The organism is Bradyrhizobium sp. SZCCHNS3052 (assembly GCF_032484495.1).
In the GTDB taxonomy this organism is placed as follows: domain Bacteria; phylum Pseudomonadota; class Alphaproteobacteria; order Rhizobiales; family Xanthobacteraceae; genus Bradyrhizobium.
This window is the reverse complement of sequence record NZ_JAUETB010000001.1, coordinates 568582-583325: the sequence shown is the minus strand read 5'-3', so window position 1 is coordinate 583325 and position 14744 is coordinate 568582. Positions and strand designations below refer to the sequence as shown.

Below are 14744 nucleotides of genomic sequence, written 5' to 3'. Positions count from 1 at the left end.
CGGTTCAGCCGAACGCCTGGCTGGCCAAGGCAAATGATGTCGGGGCGCGCCGCCTCGTGTGACCAGCGGCCGGCCTAAGCATGACGATGCCGCCGCCGACATGATCGAGGCCCAAGCCGCCCAGCCATGGTGCGAGTCCCGTCTCGCTGCCGGTGTCGACGCGGATGAACTTGCCCTGTCGCCCAGCGAGGAAATGCGCGACGAGCGACTTGGCGTCCTCGCTACTGAAAGCGACCACGGGGCCAATCACGAGACCGCGGCCGAAGTGACGCAGCGCGGCGAACCCCGCCGCACGGCCCTGGCGCTCCAACACCGCGAACTCTCCGATGGATGCGATATGGGCTATCAGGTCGCGGCGATCCGCGCCAAAGGCCGCGATGTCGAGTGCCGTGATGACGGCGATGTCGTCGGGCGTGGCCGCACGCACGGCGTCGGGCTGCGCGACAGCTTCCGCGAGATGTCCCTGATGCTGCACGATCTCACCGCCGCGGCGGAAGCCGAGCTTCTCATAGAGCTGCAGTCCATCTTCTGTCGCGACGAGCTGCAACCGCCGCTCACCGGCGAGCGCCATCGCCTGCTGCATCAGGCACCGTCCGAGCCCCTTCCCCCGCTCCGCCTCGTCGACAATGACCATGTTGATGGTCCCGGCATCCTGGCCATACGGCGTCATCAGCACGGTGCCGATCACGCGACCGTCCGCCGCGACCGCCACGCAGCCATTGCTCAGCGCAAGCGCCATCTGCCAGTCCTCGCGACGATGCGGCCAGCGGACCTGCTGCGACAGCCGCGTCGCTGCATCCAGGTGCTCCCCGCTGAAAGCTCTGAAGCTCGCGGCGTCGGACGTCATGTCATGCACTCCCATCTGCACCGGAGTCTGGGCGAGCGGCCCCCGGCAGATCGTCTGAAGGCGATGATGCCGACAACATCTTCCGCCGCCGAACCGGGGCAAAGCCGCATCTTATGCTGGCGGGGCGGCCTATCATCGGACGTCGAGACCACGACCGGCATGAGGATCCATGAGCCGCTTTCGCCCGAAATACGTGACCTTCGACTGCCACGGCACGCTGATCAATTTCGAGATGGCCGAGGCCGCACGCGATCTCTACAGCGCACAGCTCTCCGAGTCGGCGATGACGGAGTTCGTGAAGGTCTTCTCGGCCTACCGCCTCGATGAAGTCCTCGGCGCGTGGAAGCCCTATGCCGAGGTCGTCAGCAACGCCCTGGCGCGCAGCTGCCGCAAGATCGGCATCCCCTTCAAGCCCGAGGATGCCGAGATGGTGTATCAGCGCGTGCCGACCTGGGGTCCACATCCGGACGTACCGGCGGGTCTCGCCAAGGTGGCCAAGGAGATCCCGCTGGTCATCCTCTCCAACGCCATGAACGTGCAGATCCCCTCGAACGTCGTCAGGCTCGGCGCGCCGTTCCATGCCGTGTTCACGGCGGAACAGGCGCAGGCCTACAAACCGCGGATGCGCGCCTTCGAATACATGTTCGACGTGCTCGGCTGCGGCCCCGAGGACATCACGCACTGCTCCTCCTCATTCCGCTACGACCTGATGACCGCGCACGATCTCGGCATCACCAACAAGGTCTGGGTCAACCGCGGCCACGAGCCGGCCAATCCCTATTACGGCTACACCGAGATCAAGACCATTTCCGAGCTGCCCGGCGTGTTCGGCCTGTAAGCAGAGTGCCCGCGATGAAATATGTCTCCTACTGGCGCGACACGGCGACCGCATTTGCCGGCGGCCATAGCGGGCCCGTGGAGGGGCGTTACGACGTCGCGGTGATCGGCGGCGGCTTCACCGGGCTCGGCGCGGCACTGCAGCTCGCCAAGGCCGGCGCCAAGGTGATCGTGCTCGAAGCCGATCAGGTCGGCTCGGGCGCGTCGGGACGCAATGGCGGGCATCTCAACAACGGGCTGGCGCACAGCTATCCGGCCGCGAAGGCCGAGCTCGGCACCCGGCGCGCGATCGCGCTCTACAAAGCGTTCGACGAGTCGATCGACACGCTCGAGCGCCTGATTGCGGAAGAAGACATCGCTTGCGGTTTCCGCCGCTCCGGCAAGCTCAAGCTGGCATCCAAGCCTGGCCATTTCGCGGGGATCGCGACGAACTTCGAGGCGATCCACCGCGAGGTCGATCCCGACACGGCGCTGCTCTCGCCGGCCGAGCTGAAATCCGAGATCGGCTCGCCCTTTCACGGCGGCATGCTGTTCAAGAAGAGCGCGATGATGCACATGGGCTGCTTCGCCGCGGGCCTCGCCTCTGCCGCGAGCCGCCGCGGCGCCGTCATTGTCGAGCAAGCCGCCGTCACTGAACGGGTGCAGGACACCAAGCACTTTCGCCTCACCACGGCCAAGGGGACGGTGAGCGCCGAGCAGGTGCTGCTCGCCACCGGCGCCACCACGCCGGCGAGCTTCAGCTATTTCCGCCGCCGCATCATTGCCGTCGGCAGCTTCATCATCGCGACGCGGCCGCTGACGGAGGCCGAGGCGGCCTCGGTGCTGCCGGGCCACCGCACCTACGTCACCTCCATGAACATCGGCAACTACTTCCGCCTGTCGCCGGACAATCGCCTGATCTTCGGCGGCCGCGCGCGCTTCTCGGCGACATCGGATCAGCAGTCCGATGCGAGGAGCGGCGCGATCCTGCGCGCGGCGATGGAGCGGATGTTCCCGCAGCTTGCCGGCATCGACATCGACTATTGCTGGGGCGGCCTCGTCGACATGACCGCCGACCGTTATCCGCGCGCCGGTCGCCAGGGCGGGCTGTGGTACGCGATGGGCTATTCGGGTCACGGCGCGCAGCTCTCGACCCATCTCGGCATGATCATGGCCGATGCGATGCTCGGCCGGCCCGACCGCAATCCGATGAAGGACGCCGGCTGGCCGGTCGTGCCAGGCCATTACGGCAAGCCCTGGTTCCTGCCGTTCGTCGGCGCGTATTACAAGACCCTGGACTGGATCCGCTGAGCCGTGACGGCGCGACCGCGATCAGTAGCCGCGGCTGCGGTCGACGAGGCCGACCGGATCGAGCCCGGCGCGGTGTCGCTTGATGTTCGCGGCGACCGCGAGCGCCGCTGTTTCCGGCTGCGTGACGCTGGCGACATGCGGCGTGATCAGGACGCGCGGATGCCGCCACAACGGGTGATCCGTCGGCAGCGGCTCGGGATCGGTCACATCAAGCACGGCGCCCGCGAGATGCCCGGAGTCAAGTGCTCCGAGCAACGCCGCCTGGTCGAGCTGCGCGCCGCGGCCGGTCTGCACCAGCGAAGCGCCTCGCGGGAGCTTGGCGAGCAGTTCGGCATTGAGCAGGCCGCGCGTCTCCTCCGTCAGCGGCAGCAGGCAGACCAAGATGTCCGTCACCGCGAGCAGCGCATCGAGGCCGTCGGCGCCATGGTACGTAGTCACGCCGTCGATCGCGTGCCGGCTGCGGCTCCAGCCCGAGAGCGGAAAGCCGAACGGCTTGAGCCGCTCCAGCACCGCGCGGCCGAGCAGCCCGAGGCCGAGCACGCCGATGCGCCGCACATGTGCCTGCGGCTGCGGGATAGCGCGCCAGAGCTGCTGCCGCTGCTGATCGAAATAGACGGTCCAATTCCGGTGCAGCGCCAGCACGGCCAGTGTCACGTATTCCTGCATCATCCTCACGATGCCGTCCTCGACCATGCGGACGATCTTGACGCTCGCCGGCACCGACGCGGCGCTGAACTGATCGATGCCGGCGCCGATCGAGAACAGGATCTCGATATTGCGATAGGCGCCGAGGTCCGGCGGCACCAGCCAGGTGATCATGTAGCGGACTTCATCGGCATCGACCTGCGCCGGATCGATTTCGAACGGAAGATCCGGAATCTCACGCGCAAGCACCTCGCGAAAGATCGCGCCGCGCGTGCCATCGGAGTTGAACAGGAAGGTCATGCGGTCATCCCAGCGGCCGATCTGGCTCGTCGCGCCTCCGATCATGGCGGTCGCGGCCTGCGTTACGTGCCGAATACAGGGCAGGATTGAGAAGAATGTTGCGAAGTTCGCCCGCAGGCGCCTCAATATGCGGAGGTGACGACAGCATGGTCGCTCTCGACCTCATCGAGGCTGGGTGACGCGTGGCGGGCGGAACGAAGACAGGGACAGCGTGCATGGACAATCCGGACGTCGAATCGCGAATCGTCGACGTGTTCGAGATGCGCCTCGCCGACATCGACAGCGTCGACCTCGCGCAGTTGCTCGCCTTGTCGATCGCCGTCCAATGGCCCCATCGGGAGGAGGATTGGCAATTCATGCGCAGCATCGGCCGCGGCGTCGTCGCGCTCGATGAGATCGGTCGGGCCCTCGGATCCGCCATGTGGTTTCCCTACAGCGACGGCTTTGCTGCGGTTGGGATGGTCATCACCTCGCCGCGGCTGCAGGCCCTTGGCACCGGGCAATGGCTGATGCATCGGGTGATGGCCGAATGCGGCGGTCGGACGCTGCGCCTCAACGCCACGCGCGCCGCCTATCGCCTCTACCGATCTCTCGATTTCAAGCGTGAGCAGACTCTGTTTCAGTGTCAGGGTGAGGCGATTGCCTCGGACGCGGCGCCGGCCGAAGCGGGAAATATTCGCGTGCTGATGGAGGCAGACCTGCCGGCGCTGATCGAACTCGACGCGGCTGCTTATGGCGTCCGGCGAGCCGGGCTGATGACCGGACTGTTTCACCAGTCGCGCAGCTTTGGGCTGTTTCGCGCGGGGCGGCTGGAGACGTTCGCGATGTGCCGGCGGTTCGGACGCGGACATGTCGCGGGGCCGGTGGTCGCATCCTGCGACAGCGACGCGATCGCCGTGTTGGCGCCGCACGTGGCAGCTCACGAAGGCCAGTTCCTCAGGCTCGACACTCATCGAGCGACAGGAGAGTTCCGCGACTTTCTCGCGCGGTCGGGGCTCGCTCTCTTCGATGCCGTCACCACGATGTCGCTGCGGAACGACGTGAAGGGTGCCTTCCTGCGCGGCAACGACCAACCGAAGATCTACGGCGTCGTCAGTCAGGCCTTCGGCTAGCCCCTGCGTCCCGGAACAGAGCGCGGACCAAGCCCTCAGTCTCCAACTATCAAAACTGCGGAGCCCTCCCGATCTGTCGCCGGCGGCACCCTTGCTACACTGATCCGTTTCCTCGCTATGATTCGCTACACTGCGTTCGACGATGTCCCTCTCAGTGATCTGCTATTCGATGAACGTGGCGGCGCTGGCGACGCGACGTCCTGCCACGCAGCTGATGCTGATGGGCGGGCTCTATCATCCCTCGTCGCAATCCTTCTCATCGGAGGAAGGCCTGTCCTATTTGCGCAAGCTCGGCATCAACAAGGCCTTCATCTCGGCGGGCGGCGTACATGCGAATAGGGGCGCGAGCTGCTCGAACTTTCATGAGACGGCGGTCAAGCAGGCGGCCATCGCAACGGCGATCGAAAGCATTCTGGTCGCCGATGCGAGCAAGCTCGACAGCCTGAAGCCGGCCTTCTTCGCCGACCTCCATGCGTTTTCCAGGATCATCATTGGCGGGGCCGTATCGCGTGAGCACCGCAAGCCGTTCAAGCATCTCCCGGTCGAGTATGTAACCAGGACCGACTGAGGAAGCCGCTTCGCGCCCTGCAAATTGGCGCGCTTCTGAGGTCGCCGCGACCGAGACGCGTGGGGCGGGGCGGGGTTCGCGGTGTAGCGGCACGCCATCGCCATGCGCAACTGAGATACATGGTCAATGACGGCCCCGTCGCCATGTATCCGGCGCAAACGCTTTCCGCCAGGCGCTGCGGGCTGCTTAAGGGGAACGACTGCTCAAGCGGTCGCGAGGCGCGCCTTACCAACTCGCAAATTTGAAAAGATGCCTCCAAAGAACTGCTGGTTATTGGGAAGCATTTCCACGGTGCAGAAAATCGGTGCCATAAAATTGCGCCCGAGATCGCCGACACGAGGATCGGGTTGACGGTCTTCTGAGTTTTGCGCGGCGTCTACGTCGATATCGATCGCGGACTTTACAGTTTCAAGCATAACTCCGACTTTTAACTTCGGCGGATGGCTCGTCGTGACTTCCGGAATACTCATGGTGGACAAAAGCCGACCATCCACGTTTTGGATGGGCTGTTTGCCGGCGATGCTTGGCCATAAAACACCAGCGCGCGCAAATATTACATCATGGTACGGCTACCCGGACTGCAATCGCGGATCGGGCTGAAGGAACGCACAAAATCGCTCGAGAAGGACGGTGTCCGAGCTCAATTGAGGCCGACCGAACCCAATTGGGTACGGCTATCGAGCGAATTTACTGGTACGCCTGAGCCGCTCGGCTCTTCATCGAAGCGGCGTGTAAGGCAAGCGGCTTGCCGTTGCCCTTCCCCCTATCGAACCGCCTTGCCTTAAAGGGCGATGCCTCCGAACGCGGCCGCACCAGTTTCGCACCAGAAACGAACTGAACAAACCGCGACAGGCGCTATCAACATTGGGCAAAAATGCTGCAAAATCAATAAACCTATTCAATCTCCTCCCGCTCATAACGGTCTGGTTACAGGTTCGACCTTTGGTGAACAAGCAACAATAAATTCGGCAGCCAAACGGCACCGCCCCGCGGGGCTCTTGCTGAAGGTTCTGCAAATTCGGCAGGGTGAAAATCGACAAGATTGCCGAATGCGAAAAATGTCGGTGATCCTTCCTTTTTGCTTGCCGCAGCATCCAATTGTACGATGTGCCTTCGACGACTATTTTGCTTAGGCATCGCAAATTGCAGTATTTCCAGATGAACAAGTCCTCCGACCTGCTTTGATTGGCGGGTACGCGAAGACCACAGACTGAAGCCCGCAAATTGCCCTTGTAGATGAGTCCAGAAGAAGCGAATCTACGGGTGGCGCGCGTGGCGGACCGGCGGCAAGGCCTTGGCAGCGTCGCCTCCCAATGCGGTCGGAACGCTCGATTGGATGTTTGCCGAATACCGCTCTGATCGCCGCTACGCCAAGCTCGATCCTAAGTCCAAGCGTAATCACGAGGTCGGATTCAAGCTTGTCGGCGGCTACGTCCTGAAAGATGGCAAGCGACTGGGCGAGAAGCGCCTCACCGCAATCGATACGGCACTGACCGACGACCGCTGCCCTGATCGGCTGGGAATGGCTCCAGCGCGAGACAGACGTCTTTGCGACTTTCGACGTGTCGCATTATCGCCCGAAAGGGCGCCCGAATATGGTCCGCATCATCGATGAGAAGACTAGGCAGAAGGGCTGGATATCGCTGTTCGACGATGCAGGTGCACCGGTTTATCCCAAGTTGATGGCGGAGCTCGACGCCATCAAACGCGACCGCATCGGCGGCCTAATGCTGTGCCGGGATTGGGGCGAGCGCGGACCATGGCCGACATGGCCGAAGCCGGATCAGCCGGATTTCACGCACGTGAGCCGCAAGGTCAAAGAAGTCATCCGTGCTGCTGGCCTTCGCGATGAATTGTCGTTCACATCGTTCCGGCATGGCGGCTTTACTGAAGGTGGCGACGCCGAACTGACTGACCGCGAGATGCTGGCACAGGGCCGGCACACGACGGTGAAGGTGCTGCCAAAGTACACCAAGCGCACGACGCGGCAGATCGTCAACGGCGCCAAAAAGCGGTGGGCAGCTCGAACAAAGGAAGGACATTTGTCCGAATGAGCATCAGCCTGCTTGTCCGAATGGAAAGCTGACGGCGCGACAAGTGCCTGAAATCGTTGGAGCGGGTGAAGGGAATCGAACCCTCGTATTCAGCTTGGAAGGCTGCTGCTCTACCATTGAGCTACACCCGCATTGGGCGTTCCCTAACATGGTCCGCGGCGGGTCTCAACCTCTTCGGGGCGAGGTTTCGAAGCGGATGGGTCCCGGATCCGGCCTGATGGAACGGCCCGAAGCGATCGCAGCGCGCGACCTCGAGACCGCGGCGCGGCACCCTGGGGGCGGCCGGTTCCGTAATCGGCCCCCCTACCCTCGCCGCCCGGACCGTCCTATATTGGCGTCACCATCAACAACGAAAGGAGGTGATCCAGTGTCTTTCACCAAGCGCTGTCACCTCGCTGGGATCGCCCGCTGAGCGGCTCTTCATGAGCGACGTTTGAGGGCGTGATTCGTCAGCGGATTGCGCCATCGCGGCTCGGCAACGGGGCGGTCTCGGCCCTGGACCAGCGAGTTCAAGAACGGAAGCGCGGCGGGTCTCACGGCCCGCCGCGTCTTTTTTTATGGCAACTCCGCCTGCTCGCCGGCCGACGGCGCCGGGCTGCGGACGAACCGCCGCGCCAGGAAGCCGCCGAAGCCGAGCATCCAGAAATACTGCACGTACTCCGGTGCAAGCGCTGCGATCACGATGCCCGGCACGAACACGATGACGGGAAAGATCGCGCCGGCGATCTCGGCATGGCGGCCGCTTGGAAGCGCGAGCCACCACAGCGCGGCGTTCAGCGACGCAATGATGGTCAGATGCAGGCCATAGAGGACGGCCACCGCGCTGCTCAGCCTGTAGCCGCCGTAGAGCCCGTTGGTGACCGGCAGCAGCACGATCGACAACAGGAAGAACAGATTCAGGATGACCACGGGCCGGCCCGCGAACGGCTGCCGGGCCAGCCGCCGGTGGTGGCTGATCCAGAACACGCCGGCGATGATGAAGCTGAGGACCAGCCCGGCAAGCCGCCCGGAATAGGTATGCACCAGGTCGATCCAACCCGGCATATGCGCGAAATTGGGCTTCGGCAGGTCGTAGGCGAGAAGCGTCATCGCAACACCGAAGATGGTGTTGGAGAGCGATTCCAGCCGGCGCATCTCGAACAGGTCGGACTGAGGCTCTGCCATGTCGAATCGGAAGCAACCGCGGCGAGGAACGGAGATTGAGGACTCACCTTCTATAGCAGCTCCGGCGCCGCGCCGCCCGACTTCGCTGCCGCCCTGGGCGGCAGGCTGTCACGTCACTCGCCACCCTCCAGACCAAACCGGCCCTCGAGCGTCAGCCCTCACCGGCAGGCATAGATGTGGCCATCGAAGCCGCGATAGCTGTGCGTCGCCGGATTATAGCTGCGGAATTGGACGCAGGCCGGCAGTCCCGCGGTGCGCAGTCGCGGCCTGCCCTCCGCCTGCAGCCGGGCCGAGGCCGTGGTTGCGGTGGCGGGCCTCGCGATCACGATCATCGGCCGGCTGGCGACCATGCGCGATGTCCTGCCGGCATCCTTGACCGCTGCATCCCTGGCGGCGACCACAACGGCCTGCGCCTGGGCCGCCTTGCCGGATGACGGCTTGCCCGATGAGGCGCCGGCTGGCGATGGCGTCGTCCCAGGCGGATTGGCCGCGGCCGTCTTGGCAGAGGACGGCTTGGCAGATGACGGCTGGGCAGAGGACGGCTTGGAAGAGGACGACTTGGAAGAGGACGACTTGGAAGAGGACGACTTGGCAGAGGGCGGCTTGGTCGCTGGCGCCAGCGCCGATGGCGATTTCACGGACGGCTTGGTCAGGGAGGGCTTGCCGGCGGCTGGCTCTGCTACGGCGACCTTCTGAGCCGCATCCTGCGTGTCCGTAACCGCGGCCTGCTTCGGCTCAGCCGACGCGGCGGGTGTCGTCGCAACCGCCTCCGCAGCCGCGGCAGGCTTGACCTCGGGACCGGCCGGAATGTCGGCGCTGGCCGCCTGGCTCGGAACGGACGGCGCGGGATTGACCGACGCGGTCTTGTCGTCGGCTGGGGTCTTGTCCTCGGCGACCGGCGCCTCGGCCGGCTTCTTGATCAGCTTCTTGCATTCCAGCGGGAACACCAGCTCGCCCGATGCCGTCAACCCGATCGGCTCGCATCCGCCGAACGGCCCGCTCTCCTTGCCCTGATCCTTGGTCACCTCGCCTGCGGATGGTGAGGAGCCGCCCGGCTCGGCGCTTCGCGCAAGCGAAACGCCAACCGCAACCTGAAATAGAACAACGCCGCACAACAATCCGGCCCGGCCGGCCTTCCGCCCCAATGTACGCATGACACGCTCGCTCGACGCATGAACTCCGACAAGGCCATCACGCCATTGAGGCAAGTCTGTGAAGGCAAGCCGCGGATTCCCGCTGCGGTGTCAATTCGATGGCATTGTGTCCTGTCTGCACGACCAACGGTGCCGCAGGAATCCCTCAATGCGGTTGCAATCGGAGCCTACCAGGGCCGCCTGCGTGCAGTGACCGTCGGGGATTGACGGCCGCCGCCAGATGCGAGCGTCCGGACAGCCCCCTTGAGCGCAACCGACTATCGTCCCGACATCGACTGCCTGCGCGGCTTCGCAGTGATCTCGGTGATCGCGTTCCACTACGACATCTCGCCGTTTCGCAGCGGCTATGTCGGCGTCGACATGTTCTTCGTCATCTCGGGCTTCCTGATCACGCGGATCATTCATGCGGAGGTGCGGAGCGGAACGTTCTCGTTCGCCGCGTTCTACCGGCGCCGTGCCCGGCGCATCCTGCCCGCCGCCTTCGCGATGCTGTGCGTCACCCTGCTCGGCGCCAGCGTGATCCTGTTGCCGCGGGACGCGGTGTCCGTGGCGCAGCAGGCGCTGGCCGTCCTCGTTTTCTGCTCCAACATCCTGCTGTGGTCGCAGCAGGGCTATTTCGACGCCGCCGCCATCACCAAGCCGCTGCTGCACACCTGGTCGCTCGGGGTGGAGGAGCAGTATTATCTGCTGTTTCCCACGCTGGCGCTCGCCGCCTTCGCGCTGCGGCGGTCGCTGATGCTTGCGAGCTTCGCCACGGTCTGCGCGACCTCGTTCCTGCTCTGCGTGATCCAGACCCGGCTGCAGCCCGCCGCCGCGTTCTTTCTGTTGCCGGCCCGGGTCTGGGAGCTCGCGCTCGGCGCGCTGCTGGCCGTGGAGGCCCTGCCGGCGCCGCAAAGCCAATGGCTCAGGATCACGGTGGCCGCACTGGGCTGGATCGCGCTCGGCGCCGCCGTCAACCTGTTCTCGCCGCACACGCCCTATCCAGGCACGGCCGCGCTGCTGCCGTGCCTCGGCGCCGCCGCCGTGATCTGGGCCAATCCGCCCCCGAGCAAGGCCGTGCTGACCGCGGTCAAACCGATGATCACGATCGGGCTGTGGTCCTACTCGCTCTATCTCTGGCACTGGCCCGTCGTCTCGCTGGCGACGGCGGTCTGGGGTCCGCCGAGCTCGATCGCGGACAAGCTGGCGCTGCTCGGAGCCTGCACCGTGCTGGCGCTGACGAGCTTCCATCTGATCGAGCAGCCGGCGAGGCGTGCGCAGTCGCCAATCACGGCGCGCGCGCTGGTCGCGAGCGCATCCGTCGTGCTGCTGGCCTCGCTCTCGATCATCGGACTTGCCGGCTTTCCCGCCCGCTTCTCGCCGCAGGAGCGGGCGCTGGCGGAATTCATCAGCTACGATCATAAGTCCGCCTACGAGAGCGGCACCTGCTTCCTCGATCCGGGCCAGACGTTCGCGGCGTTGCAGCCGTCATGCCTTGCCAAAGGGCAGCGCCCGCGCATCCTGGTGTGGGGCGACAGCCACGCCGCTCACCTCATCCATGGCCTGACGCGAGCCATGCCCCAGGCCTCGCTGCTGCGCGCCAGCCTTGCGCAATGCGTCCCTCACGCCGAAGCGGGCCAGTCCGCCGCCTGCATGGATTTCAACCGCCGGCTGCCTCGGCTGGTGCGCGAGCTCACGCCCGACATCGTCGTGCTGTCGGGCAATTGGACACGCACCGCGATGACGCCGGCCGCACAGGCCAGCCTGCGCGCCACGATCAACGCGATTGCGGACACCGGCAGCAAGGTGGTGGTGGTCGGGCCGAGCCCGCAATTCGATCGTCCGCTGCCGCATCTGCTGATCGCGGCGAAGCGCTTCGGCGTCGGGACCGACGGGCACATGCTGGATCTGCTCGGCGAGGTCGACGACTTCATGCGCACGCTGCTGGCGGACGTGGCGCAGACCGAATACGTGTCGCCGCTCGCGCTGCTGTGTCCGGCGGGAGATTGCGTGCTCCAGACCTCCGACGGCGCGCCGCTCGCCTGGGACGATGGTCACCTCACGGCGCAGGGCTCGGAGCTCGCAGGCGCACGGATCGTCGCGGCGTCGCCGGCATTGGCCGCAGCCGCAAGCGCCGCAGCCGACAGCGAATAGCGCCACCTAATCGTCCGACAGGAAACTCGCGAACACCGGCGCAGCGCGCTCGCCCATCCGCTGGGCCCCTGCCACGGTGAAATGACCGGCATCCTGGAACAACCACACGCCTCCCTCCACGACCGGGCAATCCCGGTCGCAATAGACCTCCGAGGGCCTGAGCAGCGTCACCTTGGCGAGCGGCCTGATCGCCTCCGACAGGACGGCGTCGATGACGCGGTTGGTCGCGATCGCCTCGCTCTTCGGCACGGCATCGCACGGCTTGGCGGGCGCGTGCCAGCGCGGCCCCGGCAGCATGCGCAACTGATCGAAGGCGCAATTCACCGGACGGACCTGGCCGCCGACGACGAGGAAATGCCGGCCGGGCCGGTCGAGCAGACGGATGGTCTCGGCGAGATGACCGGCGACCGCGGCGTTGCGGGCCCGCGCTGCCGGCCCTTCGCCGAGGTCGAGATAATGCTGCCACGCCTGCCCGATCACGACGAAATCGGCCTGCGACTGCCGGATCCGCGGCAGCTCGCTGTCGCGCAGCTCGGCGCAGACCTGGGCGCGAGGTCCCTCGGCGGTGAGCCCCGCGAGGGTGGGACATCCGCTCATGGTGGACACGTGCCCGATCATGCCGCGCGCCTTCAGCGTCGCATCGAGCGCGGCGACATATTGCTGGACATAGGAATCGCCGAGCAGCTCGACGCCGCGCGTGCCCTCGAGATCGCCGAACGCGCACAGACGGCCGACGGTGCGACCGCATTTGTTGAGGCCGAAGCCCTGCAGCTGGAACAGCGCGAGCTGATCGTCGGGCAGCCGCGACACGACGCCATTGGCGCGGAACGTCACATGGGTGAGCGCGGCACCGACGATGAGCACGGTCGCAAAGCTCGCCACCTGCGCGCCCCTCGGCCACGGCAGCCGCCGCAGCGGCCGCTCGACGATGACGAACATCAGCGTGGTCAGCACCGCCATCAGCGCGAGCTGCGCCGCCAGTCCCGCCGCGGTCTGCGCCGCATCGCCGAAGATGAAGCGGACGAAGAAGATCACGGGCCAGTGCACGAGATAGAGCGAATAGGACGCAGCGCCGACGGCGCGAACCGGGCGAGCCATCACCAGCGACGTCGGGGCATTGGCCGCGATGATGACGGCTGTGGCGATGCAGGGCAGCAGCGCGGCGACGCCTGCCTGGAATTGATAGCAGCCGATGAGGAGAAGGCTGCCGAACAACAGAACGTCGCCGCAGGCGGCGGCGAGAGAGCGTGCGCGCGGCGACGCTGCCAGCCGGGCCTCGAGCGGAATGGCGAGCGCGCCGAGGGCGAATTCGAACACCCGGAACGGCGTCAGGAAGAACACGGCGTCCGGATCGCGCGATGACCAGAGTGTGGCCGCGGCAAGGGACAACAACCCGATCGCGGCAATGGCACCGAACACATGCCGGCGCGTGCCGAGCCACATCAGCAGCAGCGGCGCCAGCGCGTAGAATTGAACCTCCGCCGACAGCGACCACAGGTGCAGCAGCGGCAACTGATCCGCGCTCGGCGCGAAATAGGCGCTGGCCTCGCGCCAATACTGGATGTTGGCGATCGAGAGCAGGCCGTGTGTCGCCTCCTTCGCGAGCTGGCGCAGGGCTTCCGGCGACAGGAACAGCCAGCCGACCGCGAACGTGGCCGCAATGGTCACAACCAGCGCCGGCAGGATGCGCCGTGCCCGTCGCAGATAGAAGTCCGACAGCGAGAAACGCCGCGCGGCGACATCGCGCAGGATCTGCCCAGTGATGAGATAGCCGGAGATGACGAAGAAGATGTCGACGCCGGCATAGCCGGCCTCGAAGCCGGTGATCCTCAGATGGAAGAGAATGACGATGACGACAGCGATCGCCCGAAGGGCATCGATGTCAGCCCGATGACTGCGTTCCAATGTCGTCCACTCCGCGCATTCCTCGAGGCGGACGAGTTGCGCAGACACGGATGGCAACAGCGGGAAACAGTCATGACGTCATCGGACCCATCCGATGACACCGCGCGGGCGATGCTATGGCGGACGTGAAGGAAGTTTGCTGAAGTCGGCCGCAAGTTCGGCAATCCGTTGAACGATCGGCTCGAATACGGCAATCTGGCGACGCTGAGGGACAATGCGGGGCTGAGGACGGTGATGAACCTGTTGCGAGGAGAATGGCGGGGAGCGTTCGTGGGAATAGCCGTCGCGGCGCTGCTGGCGGCGGCCACCGCAGCCTCGGCGCAAGCCCAGACGCCTGCTCCCGCGCCCGGTCCCGCTCAGACCACGGTCGAGCGCAACGCCAAGGGCGTCGCCGGCAAGCCGATCCAGGTCGGCATCTATCTCAACGTCCAGCCCGACTGCTCATCCGGGCCCCTTCCCGCCATCCGCCTTGTGTCGCCGCCCGGCAACGGCACCGTCACGATCAAGCGCGGCAAGGTCAGCGCCACCAACTACAAGCAGTGCCTCGCCCTGGAAGTGCCGGGCTTCATCGCCTTCTATCAGTCGAAGGCCGACTTCGCCGGCACCGACACGGTGACGCTCGAGGTCAAGTTCCCGCAGGGCCGCACCGAAGTGCAGCGGATCATGATCAACGTCGGCGTCGGGCCGGCAGGGCAGAAGATCTGAGCCGCAGCGCATCGGCGCGCCGCCGCCTCC

Annotated in this window: 14 protein-coding genes and 1 tRNA gene; 8 read left to right on the top strand and 7 right to left on the bottom strand. The window is 65.5% G+C overall.

Annotated elements, in window-relative coordinates:
• Nucleotides 1–4: 4 nt before the first annotated feature.
• Nucleotides 5–847, bottom strand: coding sequence for a GNAT family N-acetyltransferase (locus QX073_RS02600; RefSeq protein WP_316225585.1), 843 nt, complete (start codon nucleotides 845–847; stop codon nucleotides 5–7).
• 169 nt (nucleotides 848–1016) lie between these two features.
• Here QX073_RS02600 and QX073_RS02595 point away from each other — a divergent pair, with 169 nt between their 5' ends.
• Entirely contained in the window at nucleotides 1017–1685 is a 669-nt protein-coding gene (locus QX073_RS02595; RefSeq protein ID WP_316225273.1) for a haloacid dehalogenase type II, read from the top strand.
• A gap of 14 nt (nucleotides 1686–1699) precedes the next feature.
• A complete protein-coding gene (locus QX073_RS02590; RefSeq protein ID WP_315714621.1) occupies nucleotides 1700–2974 on the top strand; it encodes an FAD-binding oxidoreductase in 1275 nt (424 codons plus the stop codon).
• Nucleotides 2975–2995: 21 nt separating this feature from the next.
• On the opposite strand, the gene QX073_RS02585 is transcribed toward QX073_RS02590, so the two are convergent.
• On the bottom strand, nucleotides 2996–3919 hold the full coding sequence (locus QX073_RS02585) for a glyoxylate/hydroxypyruvate reductase A (protein ID WP_316225272.1): 924 nt from the start codon (nucleotides 3917–3919) through the stop codon (nucleotides 2996–2998).
• A gap of 215 nt (nucleotides 3920–4134) precedes the next feature.
• Between QX073_RS02585 and QX073_RS02580 the strand changes: the two genes are divergently transcribed.
• Both QX073_RS02580 and QX073_RS02575 read left to right on the top strand, forming a co-directional pair.
• Nucleotides 4135–5031, top strand: a complete 897-nt coding sequence (locus QX073_RS02580) for a GNAT family N-acetyltransferase (RefSeq protein ID WP_315749513.1) — start codon at nucleotides 4135–4137, stop codon at nucleotides 5029–5031.
• A gap of 130 nt (nucleotides 5032–5161) precedes the next feature.
• Nucleotides 5162–5599 carry a DeoR/GlpR family DNA-binding transcription regulator gene (locus QX073_RS02575; protein ID WP_315714970.1) on the top strand — a complete coding sequence of 146 codons (438 nt, stop codon included), beginning with the start codon at nucleotides 5162–5164 and terminating at the stop codon, nucleotides 5597–5599.
• 203 nt (nucleotides 5600–5802) lie between these two features.
• On the opposite strand, the gene QX073_RS02570 is transcribed toward QX073_RS02575, so the two are convergent.
• Entirely contained in the window at nucleotides 5803–6069 is a 267-nt protein-coding gene (locus tag QX073_RS02570; protein ID WP_315714624.1) for a hypothetical protein, read from the bottom strand.
• 866 nt (nucleotides 6070–6935) lie between these two features.
• On the opposite strand from QX073_RS02570, the gene QX073_RS02565 reads away from it, so the two are divergent.
• Together QX073_RS02565 and QX073_RS02560 are read left to right on the top strand one after the other, a co-directional pair.
• Nucleotides 6936–7214, top strand: coding sequence for a hypothetical protein (locus QX073_RS02565; RefSeq protein ID WP_315827308.1), 279 nt, complete (start codon nucleotides 6936–6938; stop codon nucleotides 7212–7214).
• Complete coding sequence (locus tag QX073_RS02560) at nucleotides 7195–7653, top strand: hypothetical protein (RefSeq protein ID WP_316225271.1); 459 nt, start codon at nucleotides 7195–7197, stop codon at nucleotides 7651–7653. Before QX073_RS02565 ends, QX073_RS02560 begins: the two co-directional genes overlap by 20 nt.
• Nucleotides 7654–7710: 57 nt before the next feature.
• Here the strand turns inward: QX073_RS02560 and QX073_RS02555 are convergent.
• The 3 genes from QX073_RS02555 to QX073_RS02545 form a co-directional block, all read right to left on the bottom strand.
• Nucleotides 7711–7784 (bottom strand) — tRNA-Gly (locus QX073_RS02555).
• 424 nt (nucleotides 7785–8208) lie between these two features.
• Nucleotides 8209–8817: a TMEM175 family protein gene (locus QX073_RS02550; RefSeq protein ID WP_315714627.1), complete on the bottom strand. Its 609-nt coding sequence runs from the start codon at nucleotides 8815–8817 to the stop codon at nucleotides 8209–8211.
• A 158-nt stretch (nucleotides 8818–8975) separates the two neighbouring features.
• On the bottom strand, nucleotides 8976–9842 hold the full coding sequence (locus QX073_RS02545; protein WP_316225270.1) for a hypothetical protein: 867 nt from the start codon (nucleotides 9840–9842) through the stop codon (nucleotides 8976–8978).
• A gap of 372 nt (nucleotides 9843–10214) precedes the next feature.
• Between QX073_RS02545 and QX073_RS02540 the strand changes: the two genes are divergently transcribed.
• The gene (locus QX073_RS02540) at nucleotides 10215–12104 is read left to right on the top strand and encodes an acyltransferase family protein (protein ID WP_316225269.1); all 1890 of its coding nucleotides are present in this window, start codon (nucleotides 10215–10217) and stop codon (nucleotides 12102–12104) included.
• 6 nt (nucleotides 12105–12110) lie between these two features.
• On the opposite strand, the gene QX073_RS02535 is transcribed toward QX073_RS02540, so the two are convergent.
• On the bottom strand, nucleotides 12111–14009 hold the full coding sequence (locus QX073_RS02535) for an acyltransferase family protein (protein WP_315714630.1): 1899 nt from the start codon (nucleotides 14007–14009) through the stop codon (nucleotides 12111–12113).
• A gap of 234 nt (nucleotides 14010–14243) precedes the next feature.
• Here QX073_RS02535 and QX073_RS02530 point away from each other — a divergent pair, with 234 nt between their 5' ends.
• Complete coding sequence (locus tag QX073_RS02530; protein WP_409999290.1) at nucleotides 14244–14714, top strand: hypothetical protein; 471 nt, start codon at nucleotides 14244–14246, stop codon at nucleotides 14712–14714.
• Nucleotides 14715–14744: the final 30 nt, after the last annotated feature.

Coding starts and splice junctions, on each gene's coding strand:
- QX073_RS02600 (WP_316225585.1), bottom strand. CDS start 847: ATGACGTCCGACGCCGCGAGCTTCAGAGCTTTCAGCGGGGAGCACCTG.
- QX073_RS02595 (WP_316225273.1), top strand. CDS start 1,017: ATGAGCCGCTTTCGCCCGAAATACGTGACCTTCGACTGCCACGGCACG.
- QX073_RS02590 (WP_315714621.1), top strand. CDS start 1,700: ATGAAATATGTCTCCTACTGGCGCGACACGGCGACCGCATTTGCCGGC.
- QX073_RS02585 (WP_316225272.1), bottom strand. CDS start 3,919: ATGACCTTCCTGTTCAACTCCGATGGCACGCGCGGCGCGATCTTTCGC.
- QX073_RS02580 (WP_315749513.1), top strand. CDS start 4,135: ATGGACAATCCGGACGTCGAATCGCGAATCGTCGACGTGTTCGAGATG.
- QX073_RS02570 (WP_315714624.1), bottom strand. CDS start 6,069: ATGAGTATTCCGGAAGTCACGACGAGCCATCCGCCGAAGTTAAAAGTC.
- QX073_RS02565 (WP_315827308.1), top strand. CDS start 6,936: ATGTTTGCCGAATACCGCTCTGATCGCCGCTACGCCAAGCTCGATCCT.
- QX073_RS02560 (WP_316225271.1), top strand. CDS start 7,195: ATGGTCCGCATCATCGATGAGAAGACTAGGCAGAAGGGCTGGATATCG.
- QX073_RS02550 (WP_315714627.1), bottom strand. CDS start 8,817: ATGGCAGAGCCTCAGTCCGACCTGTTCGAGATGCGCCGGCTGGAATCG.
- QX073_RS02530 (WP_409999290.1), top strand. CDS start 14,244: ATGAACCTGTTGCGAGGAGAATGGCGGGGAGCGTTCGTGGGAATAGCC.